28 protein-coding genes are annotated in these 22,796 nt (G+C 63.3%); 14 read left to right on the top strand and 14 right to left on the bottom strand.

The annotated features are described in order from the left end of the window. Positions 1-65: 65 nt before the first annotated feature. Complete coding sequence (locus tag E1748_RS03565) at positions 66-1,094, top strand: cupin domain-containing protein (protein WP_133645766.1); 1,029 nt, start codon at positions 66-68, stop codon at positions 1,092-1,094. 37 nt (positions 1,095-1,131) lie between these two features. Here the strand turns inward: E1748_RS03565 and E1748_RS03560 are convergent, their stop codons facing one another. Next, on the bottom strand, positions 1,132-1,533 hold the full coding sequence (locus E1748_RS03560; RefSeq protein WP_133645765.1) for a hypothetical protein: 402 nt from the start codon (positions 1,531-1,533) through the stop codon (positions 1,132-1,134). An 83-nt stretch (positions 1,534-1,616) separates the two neighbouring features. Next, on the bottom strand, positions 1,617-1,910 hold the full coding sequence (locus E1748_RS03555; protein ID WP_133645764.1) for a hypothetical protein: 294 nt from the start codon (positions 1,908-1,910) through the stop codon (positions 1,617-1,619). A 179-nt stretch (positions 1,911-2,089) separates the two neighbouring features. Here E1748_RS03555 and E1748_RS03550 point away from each other — a divergent pair, with 179 nt between their 5' ends. Beyond that, complete coding sequence (locus E1748_RS03550) at positions 2,090-3,055, top strand: GlxA family transcriptional regulator (protein WP_133645763.1); 966 nt, start codon at positions 2,090-2,092, stop codon at positions 3,053-3,055. 130 nt (positions 3,056-3,185) lie between these two features. Here E1748_RS03550 and E1748_RS03540 read toward each other — a convergent pair whose 3' ends face one another. Continuing rightward, positions 3,186-3,755, bottom strand: coding sequence for a DUF4142 domain-containing protein (locus E1748_RS03540; protein ID WP_133645762.1), 570 nt, complete (start codon positions 3,753-3,755; stop codon positions 3,186-3,188). A gap of 183 nt (positions 3,756-3,938) precedes the next feature. Here E1748_RS03540 and E1748_RS03535 point away from each other — a divergent pair, with 183 nt between their 5' ends. Further along, entirely contained in the window at positions 3,939-4,421 is a 483-nt protein-coding gene (locus E1748_RS03535) for a response regulator (RefSeq protein WP_133645761.1), read from the top strand. 57 nt (positions 4,422-4,478) lie between these two features. Here the strand turns inward: E1748_RS03535 and E1748_RS03530 are convergent, their stop codons facing one another. The 4 genes from E1748_RS03530 to E1748_RS03515 all read right to left on the bottom strand — a co-directional run bounded on the left by E1748_RS03530 (position 4,479) and on the right by E1748_RS03515 (position 7,711). Beyond that, the gene (locus tag E1748_RS03530) at positions 4,479-5,804 is read right to left on the bottom strand and encodes a cation:proton antiporter (protein ID WP_133645760.1); all 1,326 of its coding nucleotides are present in this window, start codon (positions 5,802-5,804) and stop codon (positions 4,479-4,481) included. Between the two features lie 60 nt (positions 5,805-5,864). Next, positions 5,865-6,263 (bottom strand): DUF3175 domain-containing protein, encoded by a 399-nt coding sequence (locus tag E1748_RS03525; RefSeq protein ID WP_133645759.1) that lies wholly within the window; start codon positions 6,261-6,263, stop codon positions 5,865-5,867. Between the two features lie 128 nt (positions 6,264-6,391). Then, a complete protein-coding gene (locus tag E1748_RS03520; RefSeq protein ID WP_133645758.1) occupies positions 6,392-6,940 on the bottom strand; it encodes a PRC-barrel domain-containing protein in 549 nt (182 codons plus the stop codon). A 96-nt stretch (positions 6,941-7,036) separates the two neighbouring features. After that, the gene (locus E1748_RS03515) at positions 7,037-7,711 is read right to left on the bottom strand and encodes an HAD family hydrolase (protein WP_133645757.1); all 675 of its coding nucleotides are present in this window, start codon (positions 7,709-7,711) and stop codon (positions 7,037-7,039) included. 294 nt (positions 7,712-8,005) lie between these two features. Here E1748_RS03515 and E1748_RS03510 point away from each other — a divergent pair, with 294 nt between their 5' ends. Then, positions 8,006-8,290, top strand: a complete 285-nt coding sequence (locus E1748_RS03510) for a hypothetical protein (RefSeq protein ID WP_133645756.1) — start codon at positions 8,006-8,008, stop codon at positions 8,288-8,290. A 192-nt stretch (positions 8,291-8,482) separates the two neighbouring features. Then, the gene (locus E1748_RS03505; protein ID WP_133645755.1) at positions 8,483-8,776 is read left to right on the top strand and encodes a hypothetical protein; all 294 of its coding nucleotides are present in this window, start codon (positions 8,483-8,485) and stop codon (positions 8,774-8,776) included. Here E1748_RS03505 and E1748_RS03500 read toward each other — a convergent pair. Together E1748_RS03500 and E1748_RS03495 are read right to left on the bottom strand one after the other, a co-directional pair. After that, entirely contained in the window at positions 8,721-9,923 is a 1,203-nt protein-coding gene (locus tag E1748_RS03500) for a DNA topoisomerase IB (RefSeq protein ID WP_133645754.1), read from the bottom strand. The genes E1748_RS03505 and E1748_RS03500 overlap by 56 nt on opposite strands. Before the next feature lie 324 nt (positions 9,924-10,247). After that, positions 10,248-11,525, bottom strand: a complete 1,278-nt coding sequence (locus E1748_RS03495; protein ID WP_240766284.1) for a carbohydrate-binding protein — start codon at positions 11,523-11,525, stop codon at positions 10,248-10,250. A gap of 703 nt (positions 11,526-12,228) precedes the next feature. On the opposite strand from E1748_RS03495, the gene E1748_RS03490 reads away from it, so the two are divergent. The 5 genes from E1748_RS03490 (at position 12,229) to E1748_RS03470 (ending at position 14,613) form a co-directional block, all read left to right on the top strand. After that, positions 12,229-12,570: a chemotaxis protein gene (locus tag E1748_RS03490; RefSeq protein WP_133645752.1), complete on the top strand. Its 342-nt coding sequence runs from the start codon at positions 12,229-12,231 to the stop codon at positions 12,568-12,570. A gap of 40 nt (positions 12,571-12,610) precedes the next feature. Continuing rightward, positions 12,611-12,922 (top strand): hypothetical protein, encoded by a 312-nt coding sequence (locus tag E1748_RS03485; RefSeq protein WP_133645751.1) that lies wholly within the window; start codon positions 12,611-12,613, stop codon positions 12,920-12,922. Positions 12,923-13,042: 120 nt separating this feature from the next. Continuing rightward, positions 13,043-13,606: a type 1 glutamine amidotransferase domain-containing protein gene (locus tag E1748_RS03480; RefSeq protein ID WP_133645750.1), complete on the top strand. Its 564-nt coding sequence runs from the start codon at positions 13,043-13,045 to the stop codon at positions 13,604-13,606. A gap of 57 nt (positions 13,607-13,663) precedes the next feature. Continuing rightward, positions 13,664-13,960, top strand: coding sequence for a DUF1488 family protein (locus E1748_RS03475; protein WP_133645749.1), 297 nt, complete (start codon positions 13,664-13,666; stop codon positions 13,958-13,960). 53 nt (positions 13,961-14,013) lie between these two features. Further along, positions 14,014-14,613 carry a hypothetical protein gene (locus tag E1748_RS03470; protein WP_133645748.1) on the top strand — a complete coding sequence of 200 codons (600 nt, stop codon included), beginning with the start codon at positions 14,014-14,016 and terminating at the stop codon, positions 14,611-14,613. 95 nt (positions 14,614-14,708) lie between these two features. Here E1748_RS03470 and E1748_RS03465 read toward each other — a convergent pair whose 3' ends face one another. Further along, positions 14,709-14,993 (bottom strand): hypothetical protein, encoded by a 285-nt coding sequence (locus tag E1748_RS03465; RefSeq protein ID WP_133645747.1) that lies wholly within the window; start codon positions 14,991-14,993, stop codon positions 14,709-14,711. Positions 14,994-15,335: 342 nt separating this feature from the next. On the opposite strand from E1748_RS03465, the gene E1748_RS03460 reads away from it, so the two are divergent. Beyond that, the gene (locus tag E1748_RS03460; protein ID WP_133645746.1) at positions 15,336-15,785 is read left to right on the top strand and encodes a PA2169 family four-helix-bundle protein; all 450 of its coding nucleotides are present in this window, start codon (positions 15,336-15,338) and stop codon (positions 15,783-15,785) included. Between the two features lie 112 nt (positions 15,786-15,897). Here E1748_RS03460 and E1748_RS03455 read toward each other — a convergent pair whose 3' ends face one another. Both E1748_RS03455 and E1748_RS03450 read right to left on the bottom strand, forming a co-directional pair. Beyond that, the gene (locus E1748_RS03455; RefSeq protein ID WP_133645745.1) at positions 15,898-16,236 is read right to left on the bottom strand and encodes a BON domain-containing protein; all 339 of its coding nucleotides are present in this window, start codon (positions 16,234-16,236) and stop codon (positions 15,898-15,900) included. 173 nt (positions 16,237-16,409) lie between these two features. Then, positions 16,410-16,610 (bottom strand): hypothetical protein, encoded by a 201-nt coding sequence (locus E1748_RS03450; RefSeq protein WP_133645744.1) that lies wholly within the window; start codon positions 16,608-16,610, stop codon positions 16,410-16,412. Between the two features lie 17 nt (positions 16,611-16,627). Here E1748_RS03450 and E1748_RS03445 point away from each other — a divergent pair, with 17 nt between their 5' ends. Beyond that, complete coding sequence (locus tag E1748_RS03445) at positions 16,628-18,133, top strand: RNA polymerase factor sigma-54 (protein ID WP_133645743.1); 1,506 nt, start codon at positions 16,628-16,630, stop codon at positions 18,131-18,133. A 99-nt stretch (positions 18,134-18,232) separates the two neighbouring features. Here the strand turns inward: E1748_RS03445 and E1748_RS03440 are convergent, their stop codons facing one another. Next, entirely contained in the window at positions 18,233-19,546 is a 1,314-nt protein-coding gene (locus E1748_RS03440; protein ID WP_133645742.1) for an MFS transporter, read from the bottom strand. A gap of 496 nt (positions 19,547-20,042) precedes the next feature. Next, complete coding sequence (locus tag E1748_RS03435; RefSeq protein WP_133645741.1) at positions 20,043-20,999, bottom strand: Dyp-type peroxidase; 957 nt, start codon at positions 20,997-20,999, stop codon at positions 20,043-20,045. Between the two features lie 352 nt (positions 21,000-21,351). On the opposite strand from E1748_RS03435, the gene E1748_RS03430 reads away from it, so the two are divergent. Both E1748_RS03430 and E1748_RS03425 read left to right on the top strand, forming a co-directional pair. After that, entirely contained in the window at positions 21,352-22,176 is an 825-nt protein-coding gene (locus E1748_RS03430) for an isocitrate lyase/PEP mutase family protein (RefSeq protein ID WP_133645740.1), read from the top strand. A 26-nt stretch (positions 22,177-22,202) separates the two neighbouring features. Continuing rightward, positions 22,203-22,688, top strand: coding sequence for a GNAT family N-acetyltransferase (locus E1748_RS03425; protein ID WP_133645739.1), 486 nt, complete (start codon positions 22,203-22,205; stop codon positions 22,686-22,688). The last annotated feature ends 108 nt before the right edge of the window (positions 22,689-22,796 follow it).

Below are 22,796 nucleotides of genomic sequence, written 5' to 3'. Positions count from 1 at the left end.
CAGTATTGCGCCGTGCGGCGATCTCCTGAATACTCGCTCGACTCTTCTTTTAGCGGATTCGTCTCATGGATACACTCAGCCGCCTGATCGACCTTGCGCGCCCCCAGGCGAGCCTAGATCTGCGCTGTCTGTTCGCTGGACCGTTTACCGTCGACCACACGCCCGAAGAACCCGGTATTGCACCGTTTCATCTCGTGCTGGACGGCGCGTGCAGCATCGAGACGCCCGCGGCACGCACGCCGCTGTCGCTGCGTGCCGGCGATTTCGTGCTGTTTCCACGCGGTGCCGCGCATCGGGTGCGCGAACGCCGTGCGGGATCGAACGAACGCGAATCGTCGGAGCATACGACGCAGCCACTCACGCTGACACATGACGGCATGCTGCCGGTGCGGCGCAACGGCGAGCCGGCCGAACACGTCGATCTCGATCTGCTGTGCGGCCGCTTCATCTATACGAGCGGACCCGCTGCGCTACTGCTCGATTCGCTGCCCGATCCGTTGCACGTGTCGCTGGCCGATGCGTTGCCCGGCGTGTTCGTGGGCGGCGAGCCCACGGCCGATCTTTCTGGCGCCGCATCTGCCGGCCACGCACTGCGTATGCTCACGACGCTGATGCGCGGCGAAGCGGAACAGCGTGCGCCGGGCGCGCTCGCGATCGTCACTGCGTTGAGTCACGCGCTGCTCGCGTTGGCGTTGCGCGCGCATGGCGCTAACGGCGCTAACGGCAGTAACGGCGGCTCGCCGATGCAGTCGGGCGTGCTGACGCTGCTGTCCGATCCGCGTTTGCGCGGGTCGGTCGAAGCGATGTTGAATGCGCCCGAGCGAGCATGGACGCTCGCGGAACTCGGCGACGTCGCGGCGATGTCGCGAGCCACGTACGCGCGTCATTTCAGCGAACGCGCGGGCATGACGCCGATGGACTTCCTCACGCAACTGCGGATGGCGATCGCGAGCGATCTGCTGCTGCGCACGCAGCGCAGCGCGGCGGACATCGGAATGGCTGTCGGGTATCTGTCGGAGGCGGCGTTCGGCAAGGCGTTCCAGCAGAGCACCGGTGAGACGCCGGGACGCTACCGGCGTCGGCCGAAAGCGTAGCCGCAGCCTTAGCGACGTGCCACTGCTATTCGATGCCTTACTGCGAACCCGCCTTCATACCCTGTAGCTGACGAAGCGGGCTGAGCGGTGCGAGCGGCAGCAACTCGAAGCTCATCAGATGCGCACGGCCCAATGGCAGTTTCTCGAGCATCGCGCGAGCGGCAACCGGATCCGTCATGTTCAGGATGAACGCGACGCCCATGCGCCCCTGAAGCGAGAACCATTGATCGATCTTGCCTTCGAGGTACAGGTCGGCGGTATCGTGCATTTCGGCGGGCAGGATCGCGCGTATCGCGGCGGGATCGACACCGGGATTCGCAGTGCCGATCGCGAGGATGCGTGTGGTGGGTGTCGGTGGAACGGCGGACTGTGCGCGCGCGGCACTCATGCCCGCGGCACACATGATCAGCGCGAATGCCAACGAGAGTGCGGCTTTCATTCGTTATCCTTCGTCGTTGCGGACAGCGCCGCCGATGCGTACGCAAGACGCGTTGTATCGGATATCGGCGGCACCTCCTGGGCTTACTTGCCCTGGATCAAACTACCCAGCGGTGCCAGCGGCCCGACCGGAATGATGTCGAAGGTCATGAAACCGCCTGCGGTCAGCGGCAGCTTGCCTACGGCCGCCTTCGCGTCGTCGATCGACTCGACCTGCATGTAGAAGATCACGCCCGGCTTGTCCTGACGAAACCAGAACTGCTCGATTTTTGCGTCGAGATACAGTTGCAGCGTGGCGGGCACTTCCTTCGGCATCACCTGCGCCTGTTGCTCGGGCGACGGTGCTTGGGTGATCGAACCGATTGCGATGACTTTCATGAACGTTTCCTCGTTGGGGTTGAGTGGCGGAGTTGATACTAGCGATCGGACAGCCCATTCGATAGCGGCGTAACTGCCAACTTTATGGTCATTCGCGCCAGTCGAAATGACGTAAAAACTGGCTTGGGAACGAAAAATCCGCTACCGTCGTAACAGGTCACTTTTGAATCGATCTCGCCATGCGCATCCAGATCCTTGCTCTCGACGGTGTGTTCGACACCGGCCTCACCGCGCCGCTCGACGCGTTCACGCTCGCCAACAAGTTCTCGGCCAAACTGATGGGCGGGTCGCCGCACTTCGACGTGTCGATCGTCGGTGTGCGAAAGAAGGTGCGCTCCGGCCAGGGCTTTCCGATACCCGTGCAACCCGTCCCGCAGGATTCGAAGCCCGACTGGGTGATCGTGCCTGCGCTGAACACCGGCACGCCCGAGCTGCTGGTTCCGGCGCTCGCGCGAGCGGACATGAAGCAGGTGAGGGCGCAGCTATTGAAGTGGCATGCCGAAGGCGTGCAGATTGCCGCGTCCTGCATCGGGACGTTTTTTCTCGCGGAAGCCGGGCTGCTCGATCATCGCGAAGCGACGACGACGTGGTGGCTCGCGCCGCTGTTCCGGCAACGCTATCCGAAGGTGAAGCTCGACGAGTCGCGCATGCTCGTGCCGTCCGACATCGGCGTCACGGCCGGCGCGGCGATGGGGCATCTTGATCTCGCGCTGTGGTTGATCCAGAAAGCGAGCCCCGAGCTGGCGAGCGTCGTGTCGCGCTACCTGCTCGCCGATCTGCGCTCTTCGCAGGCGGCGTACATCATTCCGAATCATCTGTCGCAGGCTGATCCGTTGATTCATCGCTTCGAGCGGTGGGCGAGAAAACACCTGAACCAGGGGTTCTCGCTGGACGAAGCTGCTGCCGCACTGGCGACGAGCGCGCGCACGTTGCAACGACGCTGCACCGCTGTGCTCGGCAAGTCGCCGCTCGCGTACTTTCAGGATCTGCGTGTCGAGCATGCACAGTCGCTGCTGCACGGCAGCGGTCTCGACATCGATGCGATCGCGGCCGAGGTCGGTTATGCCGATGGCCGCACGTTGCGTGTGCTGTTGCGTGATCGGTTGGGACGGGGTGTGCGGGATCTTCGTGCGGAGTTGCGGTGATTCGAGCGCTTCGGGTTCACGTCGCGAATGAGCGGCGGAACCCATACCCCAGACCGCCTGCGTAGCGTCATGCCCTAGCGCGCAGCGCCGGCAGACATCGAGCGTGGCAGGTTGCTGCGCGAGATTGCATTCACTGCGCCGCGATGCCCTTCTTCTGCGCAAGCGCCTGCGCCATCTTGTAGTGATGCTGGATCGTCGGCAGCGCCTTTTGCGCGGCTTTCTTCAGGCTCGCGTTCTGACCGTTCGACGCTTCGTCCTGGAACACCGCGACGGCGTCCTTATGACCCTGCACCGCGAGCTTTTGCACATAGGCCGTGTCGAAGTCCTTGCCCTTCAACGGCTTCAGCGCGTCGAGCGCCTGCTGATCGGCATTGTCCTTCGGTATCGATACGCCGTGCGGCGCGGCCATCTTCAACTGGGCGGCGAGCTTCGTATGATCGACGATCATGTGACGCGCGAACGACTTCACGTCGGCATCGTTCGACTGATGCAACGCAAGTTTTGCCGCGTCGATTTCCGTCGAGCCTGCCGCAGACGCGGTTTGCACGAACTGTCGATCCGCATCCGGCAGCGCGTTCGCTGAGGTCGTCGACGCGGCATCGGTCTGCGCAAACGCCGACGAAGCGACGAAAGGCAACGGCAGCATGCCCGCGGCTGCGGCAACGGTGAGCGTAGCGAGCGTGGTAGTGGCTAGCTTCATGAATCCTCCATCGGGAACGATCGATCCGCGTGGGACGCGGAAAACATCTTCGAATCAGCAAGCCGCGTACCGGCGCACGTCGCATGCAGTTTCGCGGCTGACTCGTAAGCGCACCCGCACACCCCGGGCGCACAACTTGCGCTCAACTCCGTCTGGCGCCCAGCCGCCACAGGGAGGAAAGCAATGAGCGGGACACCCGGATCACCCGGCGACGCGTCACACGATGCGTACTCGAACGACGACGTCGTGCTATGGCGTCCGATTGCACGTGCAATGACCGACCACCGCCGCGTGCTGGTCGTCGACGACTATTGCGAAGCGGCCGACGCGCTGCAGTTGCTGCTGGACGCTGACGGCTTTGAATGCCGCACGTTGAACGACCCGCGCGAAGCCTGCGCACTGGCCGGCGCATGGCAGCCGTTCGCGGTCGTGCTGGACATCGCGATGCCGGGACTCGACGGGTTGCAGCTCGCGCGTCGTTTGCGTGCCGATCCCGCGACCGGGCACATGCTGCTGATTGCATGTACCGCATTTGCATCGAGCGGCGATCGCGAGCGCGCGAAGGAGGCGGGCTTCGATGCGCACTGCGCGAAGCCGCTCACGCCGCAGCGGCTGCTGCGTGTGCTCGAAGTCGCCACCGCGCGACCCACGGGCGGCGCGTCGTGAACTTGCACGACGGTTGCAAAAACTGCGCGACGTTGGGCGTGTGGCTGTGTCGACGCACTACTGCGACGAATCTCGCATCCGGTAGCGCTTCATTAGCGGCGTCGCCGACACGCCATGCACGATGACCGATGCCGCAACCACGGCCAGCACCGGCGACACGAGCGCCGCGATCTGCGCGCTGCGATCGCGTTCGAGCGCGAATGCGAGGTAGTAGAACGAGCCGATTCCGCGAATGCCGAACCAGCTGACCAGACGCCGCTGCGCCCGCGACGCGCTCGACCCCGTCAACGACAGTTCGGCAGCAACGGGACGCACGATCAGGAACAGCACGGCGACGAGCGCCGCGTTGTTCCACGTGAGCAGCGCGATGTGCTGCTGCGGTAGACCGGATAGCGTGGCACCGATCATCGTCATCACCGCCATTTCGGCAATACGCTCGAGTTCGATCGTGAAGCCGAGCACCGATTCCGCCATATACGCATGGGCTTTTTGCGGATCGGCGGCGGTCGCGGTGACGTCCTGCGCATCGATCGCACCGATCGCTTCGTGCGGCGAGCGGTCGCCGCTCGCGCGCTGCTCGACGCGTCGCATCGCGACGCCGGCTGCGAACACGGCGAGAAAGCCATACGTGTGCGCGATCTGCGCAACGCCGTACGCGAGTTCGATCAGGCCGAGCGCGAAGAAGCCTTCGAGTCCGAGCGCCTGCTCGTGACGCGTCCGCAGCCACGTCACCATATGCGTGGCCGCCCAGCCCAGCGTCCCGCCGACCACGAGCGCACCGACGACACCCCACAGCACGCTGCCCGCGAAAGACCACGTGATCGCGTCGGCACCGCTGGCTGAAGGCGCGGCGCACCACATGAGCCCGAGCAACGCGAACGGCAACGCAATGCCGTCGTTCAGACCGCCTTCGCCCGATAGCGCAAAACGCAGCAGATCGACGTCGCCGGGATTCTGCACCTGGACGTCGTGTGCGAGCACCGGGTCGGTCGGTGCGAGGATCGCGGCAAGCAGCAGCGCCGGTCCCCACGCGAGTTGCAGCACGTACACGCCGAACGCCGCGACGAGCGGCACCGTCAACACCATCGCGACGAAGCCGAGTCGCAGCGGCAACGCCCACAATCGGTCGAACAGCGGCACCCGCAATCGCAGGCCGATTGCGAACAGCGAGACGAGCAACGCGACTTCGGTGAGCAGGCGCAGCAGCGGTGCGTCGCGCACGGCATCGAGGACGAGCAGGCCCGCGCCCGACGGCCCCAGCGCGTAGCCGATCGCCAGATAGAACATCGCGGCGCTGCACGGCAGCCGCTTCAGCGTGGTTGCCGCGATGCCCATGAACACGAGCACCGCGCCGACGATCAGGAACCAGGCGTTCTCATGCATCGCGGCTCGTCGATTGGTAGCTTGATTCGGCGGTGCGTCGTATGCGGCGCGGGTGCAGCATCAGGGCGCACGTCCAAACGCTTCGCGGAGTTTGCGCTTGGCCTGTTGCAGCGTCACCTTGCGTGTCTTCGGCAGATTGTGACCCGCGCGGTTGATGTAGAAATTGAGCATCGACATCGCGGACTGGAACGGCGTGCCCTTGCGGCGACGGCTATGCGTCGACGAGCGTTTCAGCGACTGCGCGATGGCCTCGGCGCTGCCGGACTTGAAGATGTCGCCTTCGATGTCCATCGCGTCGCTGGTTTCCATCACGTGATGCGACCAGCGATGGTTGCTGTTTGCGGATGCGCGTGCCGTGTGTGCTGCGTTTGCCTGGGCGTGACGCTGACGCGGCGGATGGCCAGACTTGCCGCGCGTGGAAGGGTGTTGGGTCGGGTGCTTCGATTTCCGGGTAGTCATCGTGGCTCCTCGCAAAAAGTGAAGCGATGCGGAGGAGGCGCGCAAGGGGTGTGCCCGTGTTGGGTCGCGCGCCGAGCCTTGGGGGACGAAAAGGCGCCCGCAATGGGGCGCCGTGTACAGCTACATGCTCAGAGCTTCACGCCCCCCGCCTCCGGCGCATCCGACGACCCCGCCGGAATGTCGCCGACGCCGAGATCGTCGCGTGGCGGCTGCGCACGCGAACGGTCGCGTGCGTCGCCGTCATCGCTCCAGTAAGGCTCGATGCCGTAGTACTGATGAACGGAAGTAGCCCACGTCTGGTCCGCCATCGAAGGCCAGTGCTCCTTGTCGAAGCCCGGCGCGTTTTTCACCCGCTCCGACGAAATCGACAGCACGAAGCATTTGCGTCCGGTATCGAGCGTGAGCGCGCTCCACGGAATCGCGAGCAGTTTGTCGCCGATACCGAGAAAGCCGCCGCTCGACAGCACGACGTACGCGATCCGTCCGCTTCGCACGTCGAGCATGATGTCCTTCACCTTGCCGACGTCGTCGCCGTCGGTGCTGAGCACCTTGTTGCCGTCGAGTGTCGAGGCGGCCATTACGCTCGGGCCGGGACCGTCGGCGGTCGCGCTGCCTTTGCCGACGATGCGTGCGCCCGTGTCCGCGACAGGCGAGGGATGGTTGAGCTGCTGGGTCATGAGGGATCTCCCGATTCGAGGTGTGACGTTCAAGCGATACAGCAAACGCCGTTCCGCGAGAATCGGTCGCGGAACGGGAAGGTCTGGCAAGAACGCTTAAGGCCGCGCGGCAACCTCGTCGAGATGCAGCAGCAGATCCGCGGGGTCTTCATACACGCGCAATGCGCCCGAGCGTTCCAGTTCCTCCATTCCATAGCCGCCGGACAGCAGCCCTACGCCCAGCGCACGACAGCGGCGTGCCGCGAGCATGTCCCAGATGCTGTCGCCGACGACGACCGCGTGTTCGATCGGCACGCCCAACCGATGCGCGGCGGCGACGAACAGATCCGGGTCGGGCTTCGCGTACTTCACGTCATCGCGTGTGACGATCACCGACTTCGCCGGATCGATACCCAGTGCCTCAAGATTCAGGCGTGCGGTTTCCATCCGGCCGCTCGTTGCGACGGCCCAACGCGTGCCGGCCTGCGTCAGCGCATCGAGCAGCGCTCGCGCACCCGGCAGCGGACATACCTGCGCGCGCATCCGCGTATAGGCGTCCGCATGCGCGCGACGCAACCGGTCCACCCGTTCCGCGCTGATGTCGCCGCCGGTTTCGCGCAGCAACTGATTCGTGAACAGCCCGCCGCTCATGCCGATCTTGCGATGAATGCGCCACACCGAAAGCTCGATCCCTTCCGAGTCGAGCGCCTCCTTCCACGCGAGCACGTGTTGATAGACGCTGTCGACCAGCGTGCCGTCGAGGTCGAACAGGAAGGACGTTTCGATGCGCATGATGGGTTCTCCGTGGAAGAAAGCCGACGTTACACGATTCGCGTGGCAGCGCGCTACACGCAAATCCACACGCGAATCGCCAGTTGACCCACATACGGTGCAAAAAGAGGGGCGAAGGAATTACGTCGGCCTGTGTAATTTACCGCCGTTCTCCGGCCGCCTACCGCACCGCGAAGAACATGGCCTGCCTCGTCACGCGACGTACACAGGGTCTGGCCCGCACATTCGTGTGGCGGAAGGCACGGTGCTTGCTCCATCGTAATCGGGTTGCCACCAAAGCCAGGAGGGCTTGCAATGAAGCTGAACACGATCCAGATGAAGAACGTTCTCGTGATCGCATCGATCGCGCTCGTCACGCTCGGCGCAGCTGGCTGCAAGCGTGCGGACAACAGTGCTTCGAGCAGCGACAGCAGCGCGAGCAGTAGCGGTGCGATGAGTGCGCCTTCGCCGAGCAGCGGCGCAGCGGATTCAAGCGCAAACACGCCGGCGGCGGGTGCATCGGCCGATATGAGCGCAAGCGCACCAGGGGCTGACACTGGCGCGAGTGCACCGGCTGCGGCGTCGGGCGCGAGCCAGTAACGACGTTCCGGTCCGCGGAGTGTCCGCGGCCGGCCCCATGCAGGGCAGCAGTCGCCCTGCAAGGATTCGCGCGATGCCGCGGCATGCGGCATCGCGCAGTTTTACGCAGTGACTGGCTTGGTGTTCCGACGCTGCGAGACGGCAAGAGAGTGGCAGATGCGCGCAGTACGCCTGCGCCGAAGAGGTTTAATCATGGCATCGAAAATTCACTACCAGGCCAATGTGTGCGGCGGCGATTTCCAGCATGTCGAAGCCTGCTTTCATGAATGGAAGCAGCAGACGCTCGTATATCGCAAGGACGAGCACATGTTCGAAGGCAAGCAGGAGGTGCGTCGTCTGACCGATCGCGCGTTCAGCAACGGCGAGGTTGCGCAGACGATGCTCGCGCAAACCTGCAGCCCCGGCGACGCATATGCACTCGCAGCCGAGATCAAGGATGAAGATCACGACCTCTGGCTCGTGATGGCGGCTTACGACGAGTCGTAGCGGACGCGGGCTGTTCGATATGGCGTGTCTTTTCCGCAGGCTTTGCCCTTTTTGCGTTTGCATGGCTACCGTTCGCGTTGCGACGCGCATCACGGCGAGCCGTCCGTTCCGCGCGTTCGAGCAGTGCAGCGAGCGCCGCTTCATCCGATTTCATCCCGCGCCGCACCCGCTCCGTTACGAGACCCGTTAGCGCACCCGCTTCGAAAGCCGCGAGCACCGCAGGATGGATGTAGCACTTGCGGCACACAGCAGGCGTATTGCGCAGCAGCGCCGCGACGTCCTTCACGGTGTCGACGACATGACGCCGTATTTCCGCCGGACTTTCACACGTAGCGTGCCGCAGCGACGCGAGCGTGAACACGCTGCCCGCCCACGTCCGGTAGTCCTTCGCGGTGAAGTCCGCGCCGCTCGCTTCGCGCAGATAGTCGTTGATATCCGCGGAGCCGACCGTATGCCGCTCGCCGTCGCTGTCGAGGTACTTGAACAGTTCGTGTCCCGGCAATTCCGCGCAGCGCCGCACGATCTTCCTGACGCGCGGATTGTCGACCGTGACGTCGTGCTCGACGCCGCTCTTGCCGCTAAAGCGAAATCGCACCTGGCCCGCTTCGATCTTGACGTGCTTCTTGCGCAACGTCGTCAATCCGTATGACTGGTTGTCGCGTGCGTATTCGGGGCTGCCGATGCGGATCAACGTCGTGTCGAGCAGATCGACGACCGCGGCAATCACCTTGTCGCGTGGCATGCCGGCGAGTTTCAGATCGCGTTTGACGCGGCGCCGGATGCGCGGCAACGCGCATCCGAACGCCTGCATGCGACCGTATTTATCGGCATCGCGTGTCTCACGCCAGCGCGGGTGATAGCGATACTGCTTGCGACCGCGTGCATCGCGGCCCGTTGCCTGGAGATGGCCGCGTGGGTCTGTGCAGATCCACACGTCGGTATAGGCCGGAGGGATCACGAGCGCATTGATGCGTGCGATTTCCGCTTTATCGCGGATACGCTGGCCCGACGTGTCGTAATAGACGAATGCGTTGCGTTGTCGTCTGCGCGTGTAACCTGGGCGCGAGTCGTCCGCGTGCCGCAGGCCTGTGGGCATCGTCGGTGTGTCGACGGCTGGCGGGGAGGAGGATGCATCGGTCCGGGTCATGGATGGCTTGCCGGTAAGGGCGATCGGGTAAAGGTCGAAGACGATATCGTCTCCTAAGCAAGGTAAGTGCCTGTTGTGATTTTGGGGGTTGAGAGAATCGCCAGGGGGTTTCTGAGGGCATCGCTTTTTTCTCTGAACACACGAGCGCCTTCAGCGCAGGCAAATAAAAAAGGTGACGTGCCGTTCTGCAGCGGCACGTCACCTGTAGCGATTCACCGCCGCTCGTGACTGGCGGTGGTCCTGTTCATGCGTTGCCGGGATCGCCTGAATAACTCCGCTTGCGCGAGCGGCAATAGCAGCGACAGCGCAACAGATCCTCCCTCGCTACCCTCCAGACGCAAGATCGCTGGCAAAGTGGTTCGTGTAACCGAGCGCGCCCACACCACCGATCGAATTGCACGTCGGCGATGCAGCACCGGGCGCGCAGTCGGCATCGCGATCAAGCGACCAGAAGTGCAGGCCCACCAGGCCGTACTGCTTGACGAAGCTCGTGACGGTGTCCACGTCGCCCGGCGTGAACGTCTCGCCGGCCGAGTCGTTGCCGCCGATCATCGGTGTGACTTCGATCTGGTTATACGGCACGCCCCAGTGATCGTGCAGATTCAACGCAGCCTGGACGGTCGATTGCCCCATCTGGCACGCTCCACCCGACAGCACGCAGTTGCCTGGAAGCGCCGAACCGTAGTCCATCGTCATCAGGTTGATCGTGTAGTTCTGCAGGCCGTAGGTCTTGATGGCCTGCATCACCCAGTCGCCGTACGTATTGAAGCTGTCTGGCGCACTGGCGCCCCACGACGTTGCTTTCGATGCGCCCGACGGCGCAGGCGCAACCGTCGCGAGCGTGAAGCTGAAGCGCAGATTCGGGAACTGCTTCTGCGCTGCGACGACACGCTGTATGAGGTTGTTGATGACCTGCTGCGTTTGTCCTCCCTCGATGTCGAAGTCGATGCCGACCAGATTCTTCGACGCGTAGCGATTGATGAACGTCGTCATGCCCGCGTCGGTGCCGCAGGAAAACACGCCGCCTGCACCGCCCGTCGAAACGATGTAGTTGACGTTCGACGCAGTGAACAGCGACACGTTTGCCGATGCGAGCGCAGCGGCGCCGACGCCGCCCCAGTTCTCGCTGCCGCATTCGCCGGTCGCGAACGCGAGGGTGAGCGTGCGCACGCTGGTCGGCAGGACGGTCAACACGGGACTCAGTCTGCCGGTCACGTTTGTCGAGATCGTGTTGGTGTTCCAGTTCATCGAGATCGACGCGTCCTTGTACGGGCTATAGATGAACCCCGGCGCCGTCCCGGTCGGACCACCCGTACCTGGGCCCGACGGCGGCGTGGTGCCGCCCGAGCCGGAGTCCGGGCCGACGAGCGTCCATAGCGATGCAGTCGTCGGATTCCAGCCGGTACTCGAATAATCGGTCTGACTGACGAGTGCCTGGTAATCGTTGCCGTTGTAACTCACGACCGTGCCCGCCGCGTAATACGTATCGGGTGCCCATGCACTCGCTGCCGATGCGCGTTCGGACGATAGCCCGAGCATCAGCAGCGCTGCGGCGACGCTCAATACCGCGTTCTTCGCAATCGACGATCGTTTCTTCGACACATGAGAATCCGCCTGGACAGGGACATGACGGACACGGGATGAGGACAAATCGAATTGCATGCTGTTCTCCATGTTCTTGAGTCTCTATAAGGGATGGACTTTGATCAGCACAGCACTGCCGTTTCGCATAAGGGTTGCGAAAAAAGGCAGTGGCTAATCATCTGGATTTATAGCCGTCAGGTCAATTAAATTGGAAAAATTTCTGGATCAACATGAAATTAAGCGAGGCATTATATCGATTGAATGTTTTCGTAATATCGGGCTGAAATCGCCTGTCGCAGCGGAAATTGGTCTTGTGGTTACGGGGAGTGGTTCTATGGCTACATGGAAAATGCACGATGGGTCATTCCGGTATTTCAGATATTCCTGATTTAAATTTATATCCGGCGTAGTGGCTATTTAATAGAGGCAGGGTTTCATTGCTTTGTCGGGGTTTAATGATTCGATGAATCTGTCGAAGATGATTTCCGCGTGAATTTAACGGGCGCGTGAAACTGGATATCCCGATCAAATCGCACGGGTCGCGACCGCATATCGGTAAAAACGCAACGGGATCGAATACAAGGAAAAATCCGCCCCGAGCAAACGCGATGCCACCTCTACACACCTGACGAGGAACGACGTTTGCGGACCTCCTGAAGTACGCAGACGCGCACGCAGTGCATGGCGCTGCGGTTTTCATCTTCGTTTCTGGAGGCACGATATGAGCAGCACGTTGAATCCCGATGAAGAACCGTTGCATACGCCCGATGAGGGCGAACCACGCGGCCACGATACCGGGTCGCTGGGACCAAGCGATTCGTCCGATAGCGGCAGCGACGTCGCAGGTGCGAAGCGGCACGACTTCGACCGCGACAGCGAACTCGACGAGCACGCGCTCGAAACCGGCGATACCGAACTCGCGAGTGACACCGATCGTCATGGCACCGGCGAGCGCGCATCCGCGGACGGCGACGGCACGCTAGAACTGGACGAAGACATCGAACCGGATCGCATCGACGATCCGCTATCCGATGCTGATGCCGATGCGCGCGGTGAACGTTGAGTACCACTACCCGAAACCGAGGACCAAAGGAGGCATACCGATGAGCATTCACGTGAAGCCCGGTGACAAGCGCGAACTTGCCGAGACGCTGGGCCGCTACTTCGAGGCGCGCAGCATGCCGTTCGAACTCGATGAACACGCGAACGGCTCGCTGCACATCCGCTTTCATGCGGACGGTCACGACACGCTGGTGACGGTGTCGTTCGACGATGTCGCGTACAACGCATTCGCGCACAGCAACACGGGCGACAAGCGCCGCGCGCTTACACGTGTGGGACAGGAATTTGCGCAACTGATGAGGCATCGCAGGCCCACCGCGCTGGCGGGCGATTTCCATATTCGCCGCTTTTGATCAGAAGCGGGCGAGGCGTGCGGATTGCTGCACCGCACGCACGTCCGCACATCACTTTTCATCTGTTTTAAGGGTTTTTCTCATTCTTCCGGAAATTTTTCGCATCAAGGAGAGCCAGTCATGTCTAACGCTTTGAACGGTTGCAAGGTCGCGGTGCTGGCCGTCGACGGTTTCGAACAGGCTGAACTCGTCGAGCCGAAACGCGCGCTGGCCGAAGCCGGCGCCACCGTGCACGTGATTTCGGCGAAGCCCGGCAAGATCCAGGGCTTCAAGCACGTCGACAAGGGCGATCAGGTCGACGTCGACGCGACGTTCGACGATGCCATCGCGAACGATTACGACGCCGTCGTGTTGCCGGGCGGCGTCGTGAACGGCGACGCGATCCGCCTGCTGCCGAAGGCGCAGGCCTTCGTTAAAGACGCGGATGGCGCGAAGAAGCCGATCGCGGTGATTTGCCACGGTACGTGGCTGCCGGTGTCGGCGGGCATCGTGAAGGGCCGCACGGTAACGAGCTGGCCGAGTCTGCAGGACGACATCCGCAACGCGGGCGGCACCTGGGTGGATCGCGAGGTGGTCGAGGACGGCAACCTGATCACGAGCCGCAAGCCGGACGATCTGCCGGCGTTCAACCGCGCGCTGATCAAGCAGTTGACCGCGCAGTTGAGCAGGCGCAAGGCGGCTTGAACGCGACACGCCAGGCGATGCGTCACGACGCGTCGCACCGCAAACAGGGAGGCTGCGATGCACATCACTTTTCCCGACGACCCTCCGGCTTTCGACGGTGCGAGCCTGACCGTCCGTTTTATCGCGCACGTGGACGGCGAGCCGGTGATCTGCGAAATCACGGCGGAGGCACTCGAAGATCACTTCGGTGCCGATTCGCCGCTGGAGAGCGTGCTGCTCGCCGCGTTCGAGCGCGGCAGGCCGCGCATTCGTCCGGTGTGCTCGGCAGCGCTCGAACAGAACGAAGGGGCGAGCGTGGTGCTGCGCAGCGGATTCTTCCGCGTCGAAGGCATCGAGGCGGGGCGCGACGAATAGCATCGCGCGGTTGCCTCACGTTGCGTTTGTATGTCGTTCTAGAGGAGGCTGACATGTCATTGATCGTCGCTGCACGCTATACGACGTTCCCGTCCGCCGAGGACGCCGCCCAGCGGCTGTTCGAAAGCGGTTTCGTCGAAGAGGACGTCACGCTGTTCTTCGTCAATCCGCGCGGCCAGCATGCGCGGCATCCGATCGGCGGAGACATGAACGAGGACCCGGCTTCCGTCGATGCACCGAAGGGCGCAGGCAAGGGCGTGACGATCGGCGCGGTCGTGGGTGCGATCGTCGGCGTCGCCATCTTCGCGACATTCGCGGCACCGTTGCTCGTGTCGATCATCGCGGCCGGCGTCGGTGCGTATATCGGGTCGCTGATCGGCGCGATGTCGCATACGCGTCGCGGCGGCCGGCTTGCGCATCGAGAGAAGGGACCACACGAAGAGCACAGCTCCGGTGTGCTGCTGGCCGTGCACGTGTCGCCCGACACGCAGCAAGTGGCCGCACGTGTGCTGCGCGATACCGGCGGCGTGGAAGTGGAGCGTGCGAGCGGGCGCTGGCAGCAGGGGCGTTGGGCCGATTTCGATCCGACGCGTACGCCGACGCCGCTCGATCGCGTGAGCGAAGAGCAGATGCAGAACTCGAGTTCTGCGTAACGTTGTCGCTCGGTTGTCGCTCGGGTAACAAAACAAAAAGGACGGCGGCCCGGGACCAGCGACCGCCGTGCGCCTAAAGCGGATGTCTGTGCTGTCTATACCCAGATCTGTGCGCGATGCGTGATCGTGGTCGCGCGATCGGCCGGTTCATCAGCGTCGTTGCGTGTGCGGTCCTGGGCTTCATCGTGCGGCGTGCGCGAATCGCGTAACGACACGCACGAAGCCGGTATCACGCCCGCCGGCTGTTGCGCACAGGTAGTCGCGGTGGAACTCGCTGAGGTCGCGTGCGCGACCGGCAGCAGGTGTTCGCGAATCTGCATGACGCCGGCTGACGTGACGATTGCCACGAACACCAGCGACTCGATGGTCCTGGTTTTCATTTGTGCTGCTCCCTCTTTGTCGTGTTAAGGCCGTCTTCGTGCATCCGGCGCATGCGAATGCAGGCGGCGACGCGTGCGGGCGCTCAAATAACGCAATGTCCATGCCATTGAGGCGAATCATCGGCCGGCCAAGGCTTATCGGCGAATTCGCTCGCGTGACCACGCGTGATCCAGCGACATCACCGCGCAATATCTACGCAGCGCTGGTAATCCTGCCAGTCCCACGCGGTATCGCGACACGCATTGCATTCACGTAGCGCTCAGGCATGCACCGTGCGGAATCGGGAGCACGTCCCGCGATGCCCGCGGGCCGATGACAGCAAACGTAACCGGGAGAGACAGATGGCGACGAAAGTGGTGGAAGTGCTAAACGATCTGGTCGAAACGTCGAAGGATGGCGAGCGCGGTTTTCGCAAGGCCGCCGAGGATGCGCACGATCAACAGCTGAAGACGCTGTTCGCCGATCGTGCGGACAACTGTGCGGTCGGTGCGCGCGAACTGCAGGACGTCGTGCTCAAACTGGGCGGCAAGCCGGAGAGTCACGGGAGCGTCAGCGGCGCGCTGCATCGCGGCTGGGTCGATGTGAAGTCGGTGGTGGGTGGACGCGACGATCACGCGATTCTCGCGGATTGCGAGAAGGGCGAGGACGTCGCGAAGAAGCACTACGGCGATGCGCTCGGCAACGATTTGCCGGCGGATGTGCGCAGTGTGGTCGAACGGCAGTATCAGGGCGTGCTGCAGAATCACGATCGCATCCGCGATCTGCGCGACCAGTATGCGGCGCGGAAATAACGTTTGTAACGTTCGCCATAAAGAAGGGCCGCCTGCATCGAGCAGGCGGCCCGTTGAACTTCACGCGAAGCCGGCGAACCTGCACCAGCATTGCGAGCAGTCGCCCGCAGCGTTATTCCGCCGCGACCTTCAGATGATTCTTCACGCCCTTCACGCCGTCGACGTTTTGCACGACGTCCTGCGCCGCGCTCTTGTCGTCGGCGGACGGCACCGTGCCCGACAGCCACACGATGCCCTTGCGCGTCTTCACGTGAATATGCGTCGACTTCACGTTCTTCGCGCCGAGCAGATCGGCCTTGACCTTCGTCGTGATCGTGCCGTCGTCGATATGCTGGCCGACGGTTTCCGACGAAGCGGGCGGTGCTGAAGCACTCGTCTGCGCAGTAGCGTTCAGGGCAAACGCGACGCATGCGATGCTGCCAGCAGCCTTGAGGAACTGAATTGTTCTCATGATCTCTCCTTCCGGTTGTTGATGAATGCGGCGGTTCTACTGCCTTGCTGCGGTCTCTCGACCCAATTCAAAAAGCGAGGGCATCCGTCCACCCGTACCGGATCCGCAAGCGCTGTGCCCGGCAAATCTTGCGGCGTGCGCGCGTTGCGGCGGGACGGTGCTGCGACGCGTCGTTACAGCAGATCTAAAGATGTCGGGCGAGCGGAATGAATGCCGTGCGCCAGGTGCGAGCGATGTCCGCATTTTTCCGGTGCCTTGTAAAAACAGCGGTCGAAGTAGCAGGTCCCGGGCCACGTCGAAAGAACAAAGCGTCGATAAAACAGCACGTTGCCGCAATTGGCACAGGAGTTGCTGTTTTCACGATCGAATTTCATCGACAGGACCACCGACAATGCCTCAATCGCTTGAATTGCGCGCACGACAATCGCTGGCGCTCACGCCGCGTTTGCAGCAATCGGTACGCCTGCTGCAACTGTCTTCGCTGGAGTTTCAACAGGAACTCAGAACAGCGCTCGATACCAATCCGTTTCTCGAGTACGACTCGTCGCAGACCGAGGACGTCGCGCTCGAAACGTCGTCGACTGCTTCGAGCGATGCGGCCACGGGAGAGGCGGCCGCACTCGATCGCGACGCGTCGGGCGACACCGCCGTGGCTGAAATGCACGATGCACCAGCCGCATCACAGGACGACTCACGCGACGACGGCGGACACGACGATCACGGCGCCGATTTCCCCGGCGATCCGTATGGTCGCGGCGCGTCGCGCTCGAGTAGCGACGGCGAGGGCGCGGACCCGTCCTCGTGGGCGCGTGTGCAACCGACGCTACACGAACAGCTGCACGATGCGCTGTGTCTGTATCGCCTCGACGAGCGCGATCGCGAAGCGGCACGCCTCGTAATCGAAGCACTCGACGATGACGGCTATCTGCGTCAATCGTTTGCAGACCTCGTGACGCTGATCGATTTTGAACCTGCGCTGACCGAAGACGAACTGCTCGTCGCGCTGCGACTCGTGCAGTCGCTGGACCGGCCGGGACTCGCCGCGCGCTCGCTGTCCGAATGCCTGATGCTGCAGATCGCTGCGCTACCGGAAGACACGCCCGCACGCGACGTCGCGCGCGAGATCGTCGAACATCATCTGGAGCGTCTTGCGCGCCGCGAGCATGCGGAGTTGCAGAAGCAGACCGGTTGCAGCGCCGAGACGCTGCGCGAAGCAACCGCGCTGATACGCCGGCTCGATCCGAAGCCGGGCAATTCGTACGGCCGCACGGAAGACAACTACGTGGTGCCGGATGTGATCGTGCGTCAGGTGCGCAATAAGTGGGTCGTCGCGATCAACCCGGCGGTGCTGCCGCGCGCGCGCATTCACCGGATGTATGCGGAGCTGTTTGCGCAATCGGCCGGCGCGAGCCGTTCGCCGCTTGCGCAGCAGCTGCAGGAAGCGCGCTGGCTGATCCGCAACGCGCAGCAGCGTTTCGATACGATCCAGCGTGTGGCCGAATGCATCGTCACGCATCAGAAGGCGTTCTTCCAGTACGGTGAAATCGCGTTGAAGCCGCTCGTGTTGCGCGACGTCGCCGACGAACTCGGTCTGCACGAATCGACGATCTCGCGCGCGACGGGCAACAAGTACATGGCGACGCCGCGCGGCATCTTCGAGTTCAAGCATTTCTTCCCGCGCGAGCTGGGCACCGAAAGCGGCGGCACGTGTTCGGCTGCTGCCGTGCGCGCGCTGTTGAAGGAAATGATCGCTGCGGAGAACGTTCGCGATCCGCTGTCCGACGTGACGCTCGCGAAGATGCTCGCCGATCAGGGCGTGCTGGTCGCGCGCCGCACGATCGCGAAGTATCGGCATCTGATGAAGGTGCCGCCGGCGGAGATGCGTCGACAGGTGTAGGTGGTGGGTTGGGGGGACGGTGGGTCGGGCCGGCATGAGAGTGTCGGCCCGATTTTTATGGGCGGCGAGGTAGCGCGGTTCAGGCCGTTTTCACAGACTTCACACGCGAGGCAACGCCGCCCGCCGTCCACCCCTCAAACTCCGCGCAGCCGACACCCCCAACACCGCCGTCACGATCGCCGTAAACAGATAAAGCCCCGACGGCCCCGCGACGCTCATCATCGCCGATGCCAACGTCGGGCCGCCGCTCGCGCCGAGCGAAAAGATCAGCAGCAGGCCGGCGCTGACCGCGACGCGTTGATCGGCGGGAATGCTGTCGTTGACGTACGACGTCAGCACGCCGTACAGCGAGAAAGCGAGCCCCACGTACACATAGCCGAGCAGATCGAGCAGCGGACCGCCACGCAGCGTGAACAGCAGCGCGCTGCATACGGCGCAGACGACGGTGATCGCGAGCACGATGCGCCGCCGGTCGAAGCGGTCCGCGAGTCGTGCGACCGGCCATTGCGGCACGAGCGCGGCCAGCAGCGCGAAGCCCATGAAGTGCGATACGGACTCGACCGGATAGCCGAGACGTCGCATGAACACCGGCTGCATCGTATAGAACGCGGCGTTCAGCATGCCCGCCGCCGCGCAGCCGATCAAACCGAGCGGCGCCCACGCGGCAACCGCGCGCAGCCCCGAGATACCGAGTGCGAGTTTCGAGCCGGGCGTGCGATGGCTCTGCGCGGCGGGCATGTCGCCGGCCAGCGCGACCGGAATCAGCGATGCCGAAAACAGCGCGCTCACCACGCTGAACAGCACGAAGCCCGCCGGATCGGCGAGCCCGATCAGAAACTGGCCGATGCCGACGCCGAGGTAGTTCGTGATCAGGTACGCGGAGAACACGCGTCCGCGGTGCGCGTTGCTCGCGACCTGATGCAGCCAGCTCTCGACCACCGTGTAGATGCCGACGAGGCAGAAGCCCGTCACGAAGCGCAGCACGGCCCAGACAGGCGCGTTGTCCCAGACCGCGTAGCCGAGCGCGCAGCATGCGACAGCGGCCGCGAACGTGACGAACGCGCGATGATGGCCGACCCGGCCGATCAGCACGCCGCCCCACAGCGCGCCTGCCATGAAGCCGACGTAGTACGCGGACTGCACGACCCCGACGACGATCGACGGTGCCTGCTGCTGGATCAGTCGCAACGAGATCAATGTGCTGAGCAGCCCGTTGCCGGTGATCAGGATCGCGTAGCCGAGCAGGAGTACGGCGGTGGCGCGCAGACCGGAAGGGGCGGGGGATTCAAGCGGCAACGGTGACGATGAAGTGGACGGCACCGCTTCGAGCGCTGCCGTCGCCGCCTCCGACTCGACGACGGACGGCGGCAGCGGAGTGGAGCCGCAGGGCGGGAGGTCGTGCGCCGTTTTCATCGTGAGGCACCTGTCTTGTGCTTATCGTGCAACCGTGGCGCGACCGTCGCGCGTGTCTTGCTGTTTTCCTGATCACTCTAGCGCCGTCCCGCGACGCATCGCTTGACGCCGTGCGACGTCGGCTTGCTTGCCAGCGACCTTGTGATGACCTCGTGCGCGGGCATTCTGCCGCCGCTCCGTCGAGACATAGCCGTGGCCGCAGGAGATCAGCAATATAACGCAGCGCAGGAACCCTGGTCGCGGCCGTGACGTGCCGTTCCACGACGTCGAAACCGCGTTCTGGCATTGCTTCGTTTGCCGGCACGGAAGGTCTGGTGGTTTCTCGTGCCGCTTGCATGCGTCGGTTTCGCGGCGTTCCAGTAGTGGAGGTATCAGCACGGCACGCACGTCGTGCAACCCGGCTGGGCATCGACATGGGTGAGTGCGTGCGGCAAACCGCCAGCAAAAAGGCCATGCATCGCGCGCATGGCCTTTTTGCTTTCTTCACGGGCGACTGTCAACCCGCCGCAGGCTTTCTGTCCGCCAGTTCCTCAAGCAACGACGCCGACGGAACAAAAAACAGCCCACCCGTCACCGCATGACTGTAATCGAGCAAGCGATCGTAATTGCCCGGCGGTTTTCCGACGAACATGTTCTCCAGCATCTGCTCGATCGGTGCCGGCGAGTTCGCATAGCCGATAAAGTACGTGCCGAACTCGCCCGCGCCCGGACGGCCGAACGCCATGTTGTCGCGCAGGATTTTGACTTCCTTGCCGTTTTCTTCGAGTGTCGTCAGCGAGCTGTGGGACCACGACGGCTTCACTTCGTCGTCGAGTTCGACGTCGGACAGTTTCTTGCGGCCGATGATGCGTTCCTGCGCCTCGACCGTCAGCGCATTCCACGCGGTCATGTCATGCAGATATTTCTGCACCATCACATAGCTGCCGCCGGCGAAGCCGGGCTCCTGATCGCCGATCAACGTAAACTCGTCGCGTTCGCGGCCGCGCGGATTTTCCGTGCCGTCGACGAAGCCCACCATCGCGCGCAGATCGAAATAGCGGAAGCCGTGGACTTCATCGACGACGGTGACCGCTTCGCCGAGCCGTTCCATCAGCAGCGCGGCGAGTTCGAAGCACAGATCCGTATGGTCCGCGCGGATGTGCATCAGCAGGTCGCCGGGCGTGCCGATCGCGCGGCGGTCGCCGTCGCCGAATTCGCGGAATGCGTGCAGCGATGCGGGACGCGGCGCACCGAACAGCGTGTCCCACGCGGCGGAAGCGAAACCGCACACGCATGACAGGTTGCCGGTGGGGACACGCGTGCCGACCGCGCGCACGAGCGAGTCGACGTCGGCGCAAAACGCGCGCACGGTGTCGGCGTGGTCGTCGCCGGGCTTCAGCGTGGCGACCAGGAAGATCGCGCTGCGCGTGATCGGGCTGCAGACGGCTTGCGGTTCTGGGAGATCGTCGGGCATCGTGGGTTGTTCTTTCTCGACACGTTGGGGATCCCGGTGGAGCGGGGCGGATGGTTTGGGGCAGCGATCGACGTTGAGTATTTCTGCGCCGACAGATTAGCGGATTCTCATGAGCCGCGCGAGATGGGAAACGATTTCGCGTTTGGCGCAGGGCCAATTGCACAGTTGCCCCCTCAAGAGCCGATCGGATCGTGAGAGAATCGATTGTCCCGTTGCATTTCCCCGTCGCTTTCGATGTGCGCGTCACGCTGTTCGAGATTCGCGTGCCCGGTTTATCCCATTGCCTGGCTAGTCGCGTCATCGATACAGATCTCCTGACTACACACACTTTTCCCTCTATCCGGAGTTAACCATGTCCCGCACCGTTGCCGAAAAACGCGCCGCCTTCCGTGCCTTGCACGCGTCGGGCTGCTTCGTCTTGCCGAATCCGTGGGACGTGGGCAGCGCACGCTATCTGGCGAGCCAGGGCTTCAAGGCCATCGCGACCACGAGTTCGGGATACGCATGGTCGACCGGGCACGCGGACAACCAGGTCGACCGCGAGACGATCCTCGCGCATCTGCGCACGATGGTCGAAGCGACCGATCTGCCCGTCAACGCGGACTTCGAAAATGGCTTCGCTACCGACCCGGCCGGCGTGGCCGAGAGCGTCAGGCTGGCGGTTGCGACCGGCGTGGCGGGCCTGTCGATCGAAGACGCCACCGGCGACGCCGCGCAACCTCTATTGGCGATCGATGCCGCGGTGGCGCGCATCGAGGCGGCCCGTCGTGTGATCGACGAAACCGGCGGCGATACCTTGCTGATCGGCCGCGCGGAAAATTTCGTCGTCGGTGTGCCGGATCTGAACGACACGCTCGCGCGTCTGCGAGCGTACGCGGCGGCAGGCGCGGACTGCCTCTACGCGCCGGGTATTCGCACGCGCGAAGAAATCGAAGCCGTCGTTGCCGCGGTGGCGCCCAAGCCGGTGAACGTGCTGATCGGCTCGAACTCGGCGTTCACGTTGCAGGATCTGGCTGCGCTCGGCGTGCGACGCGTGAGCGTCGGCGGTGCGCTTGCGCGGGCGGCGTGGGGTGGTTTTATGCGCGCGACGCAGGCGCTTGCGGAGGGGCGCTTCGATGGGTTTGGCGAGGCGGCGGCTGGCGCGCAGCTTAATGCGTTGTTTGTCGGGAAGGAGTGACGCACTTATCGTCCTGAGCTCTCGATATGTCGCCGTCCGTTGACGAACTCCTTGCGCTCGATTTGCTGACGTTACGTGCCCACACGGAACAGGCCGGCGATACATTCGACGTAGACGAGCAGCGGATAAAGCTGCAAAAAGCGGTAGACGTCAGTGAGATATGTTCGGTGCGGCGCGACGGCAACCTCGTCGCGTACGCGATGCTTCGGCCGGATTCCGGGGCGTGCTGGTTCGTCGGCGCATTCGGTACCCATCCCTCGCACCGGACGTCCGCCGTTATGACTGATCTGCTTGCGAAGATCGCGACTCTCGCGAAAGAACGAGGAATCGGCGAGCTTCGAAGCCATGTCTACAAGACCAATCGATTGTCCGTCGCTTTCCACCGCAAGCTTGGATTTCGGGTGACGCGCGAGAACGACAAGGCGTTCGAATTCTTCACTACGGCGGATGAATTAACCATGAAGCCAGCAGTTCGACGCGCGGTTGCCAGAGCGGCATCCCACCCCGAGTAATTGGCGTTGTCGATGATGAGCTTGAGCTAATTTAAAAACCGGGACCCAGCCTCACCAGCCCCGTTTCCCAGCAGCTTCCCACCTTTGCTATCATCACTGTATATCCAT

The organism is Paraburkholderia flava, from assembly GCF_004359985.1.
GTDB lineage: Bacteria > Pseudomonadota > Gammaproteobacteria > Burkholderiales > Burkholderiaceae > Paraburkholderia > Paraburkholderia flava.
The sequence above is the reverse complement of the archived record's forward strand: the minus strand, read 5'-3'. Positions and strand labels throughout refer to the sequence as shown.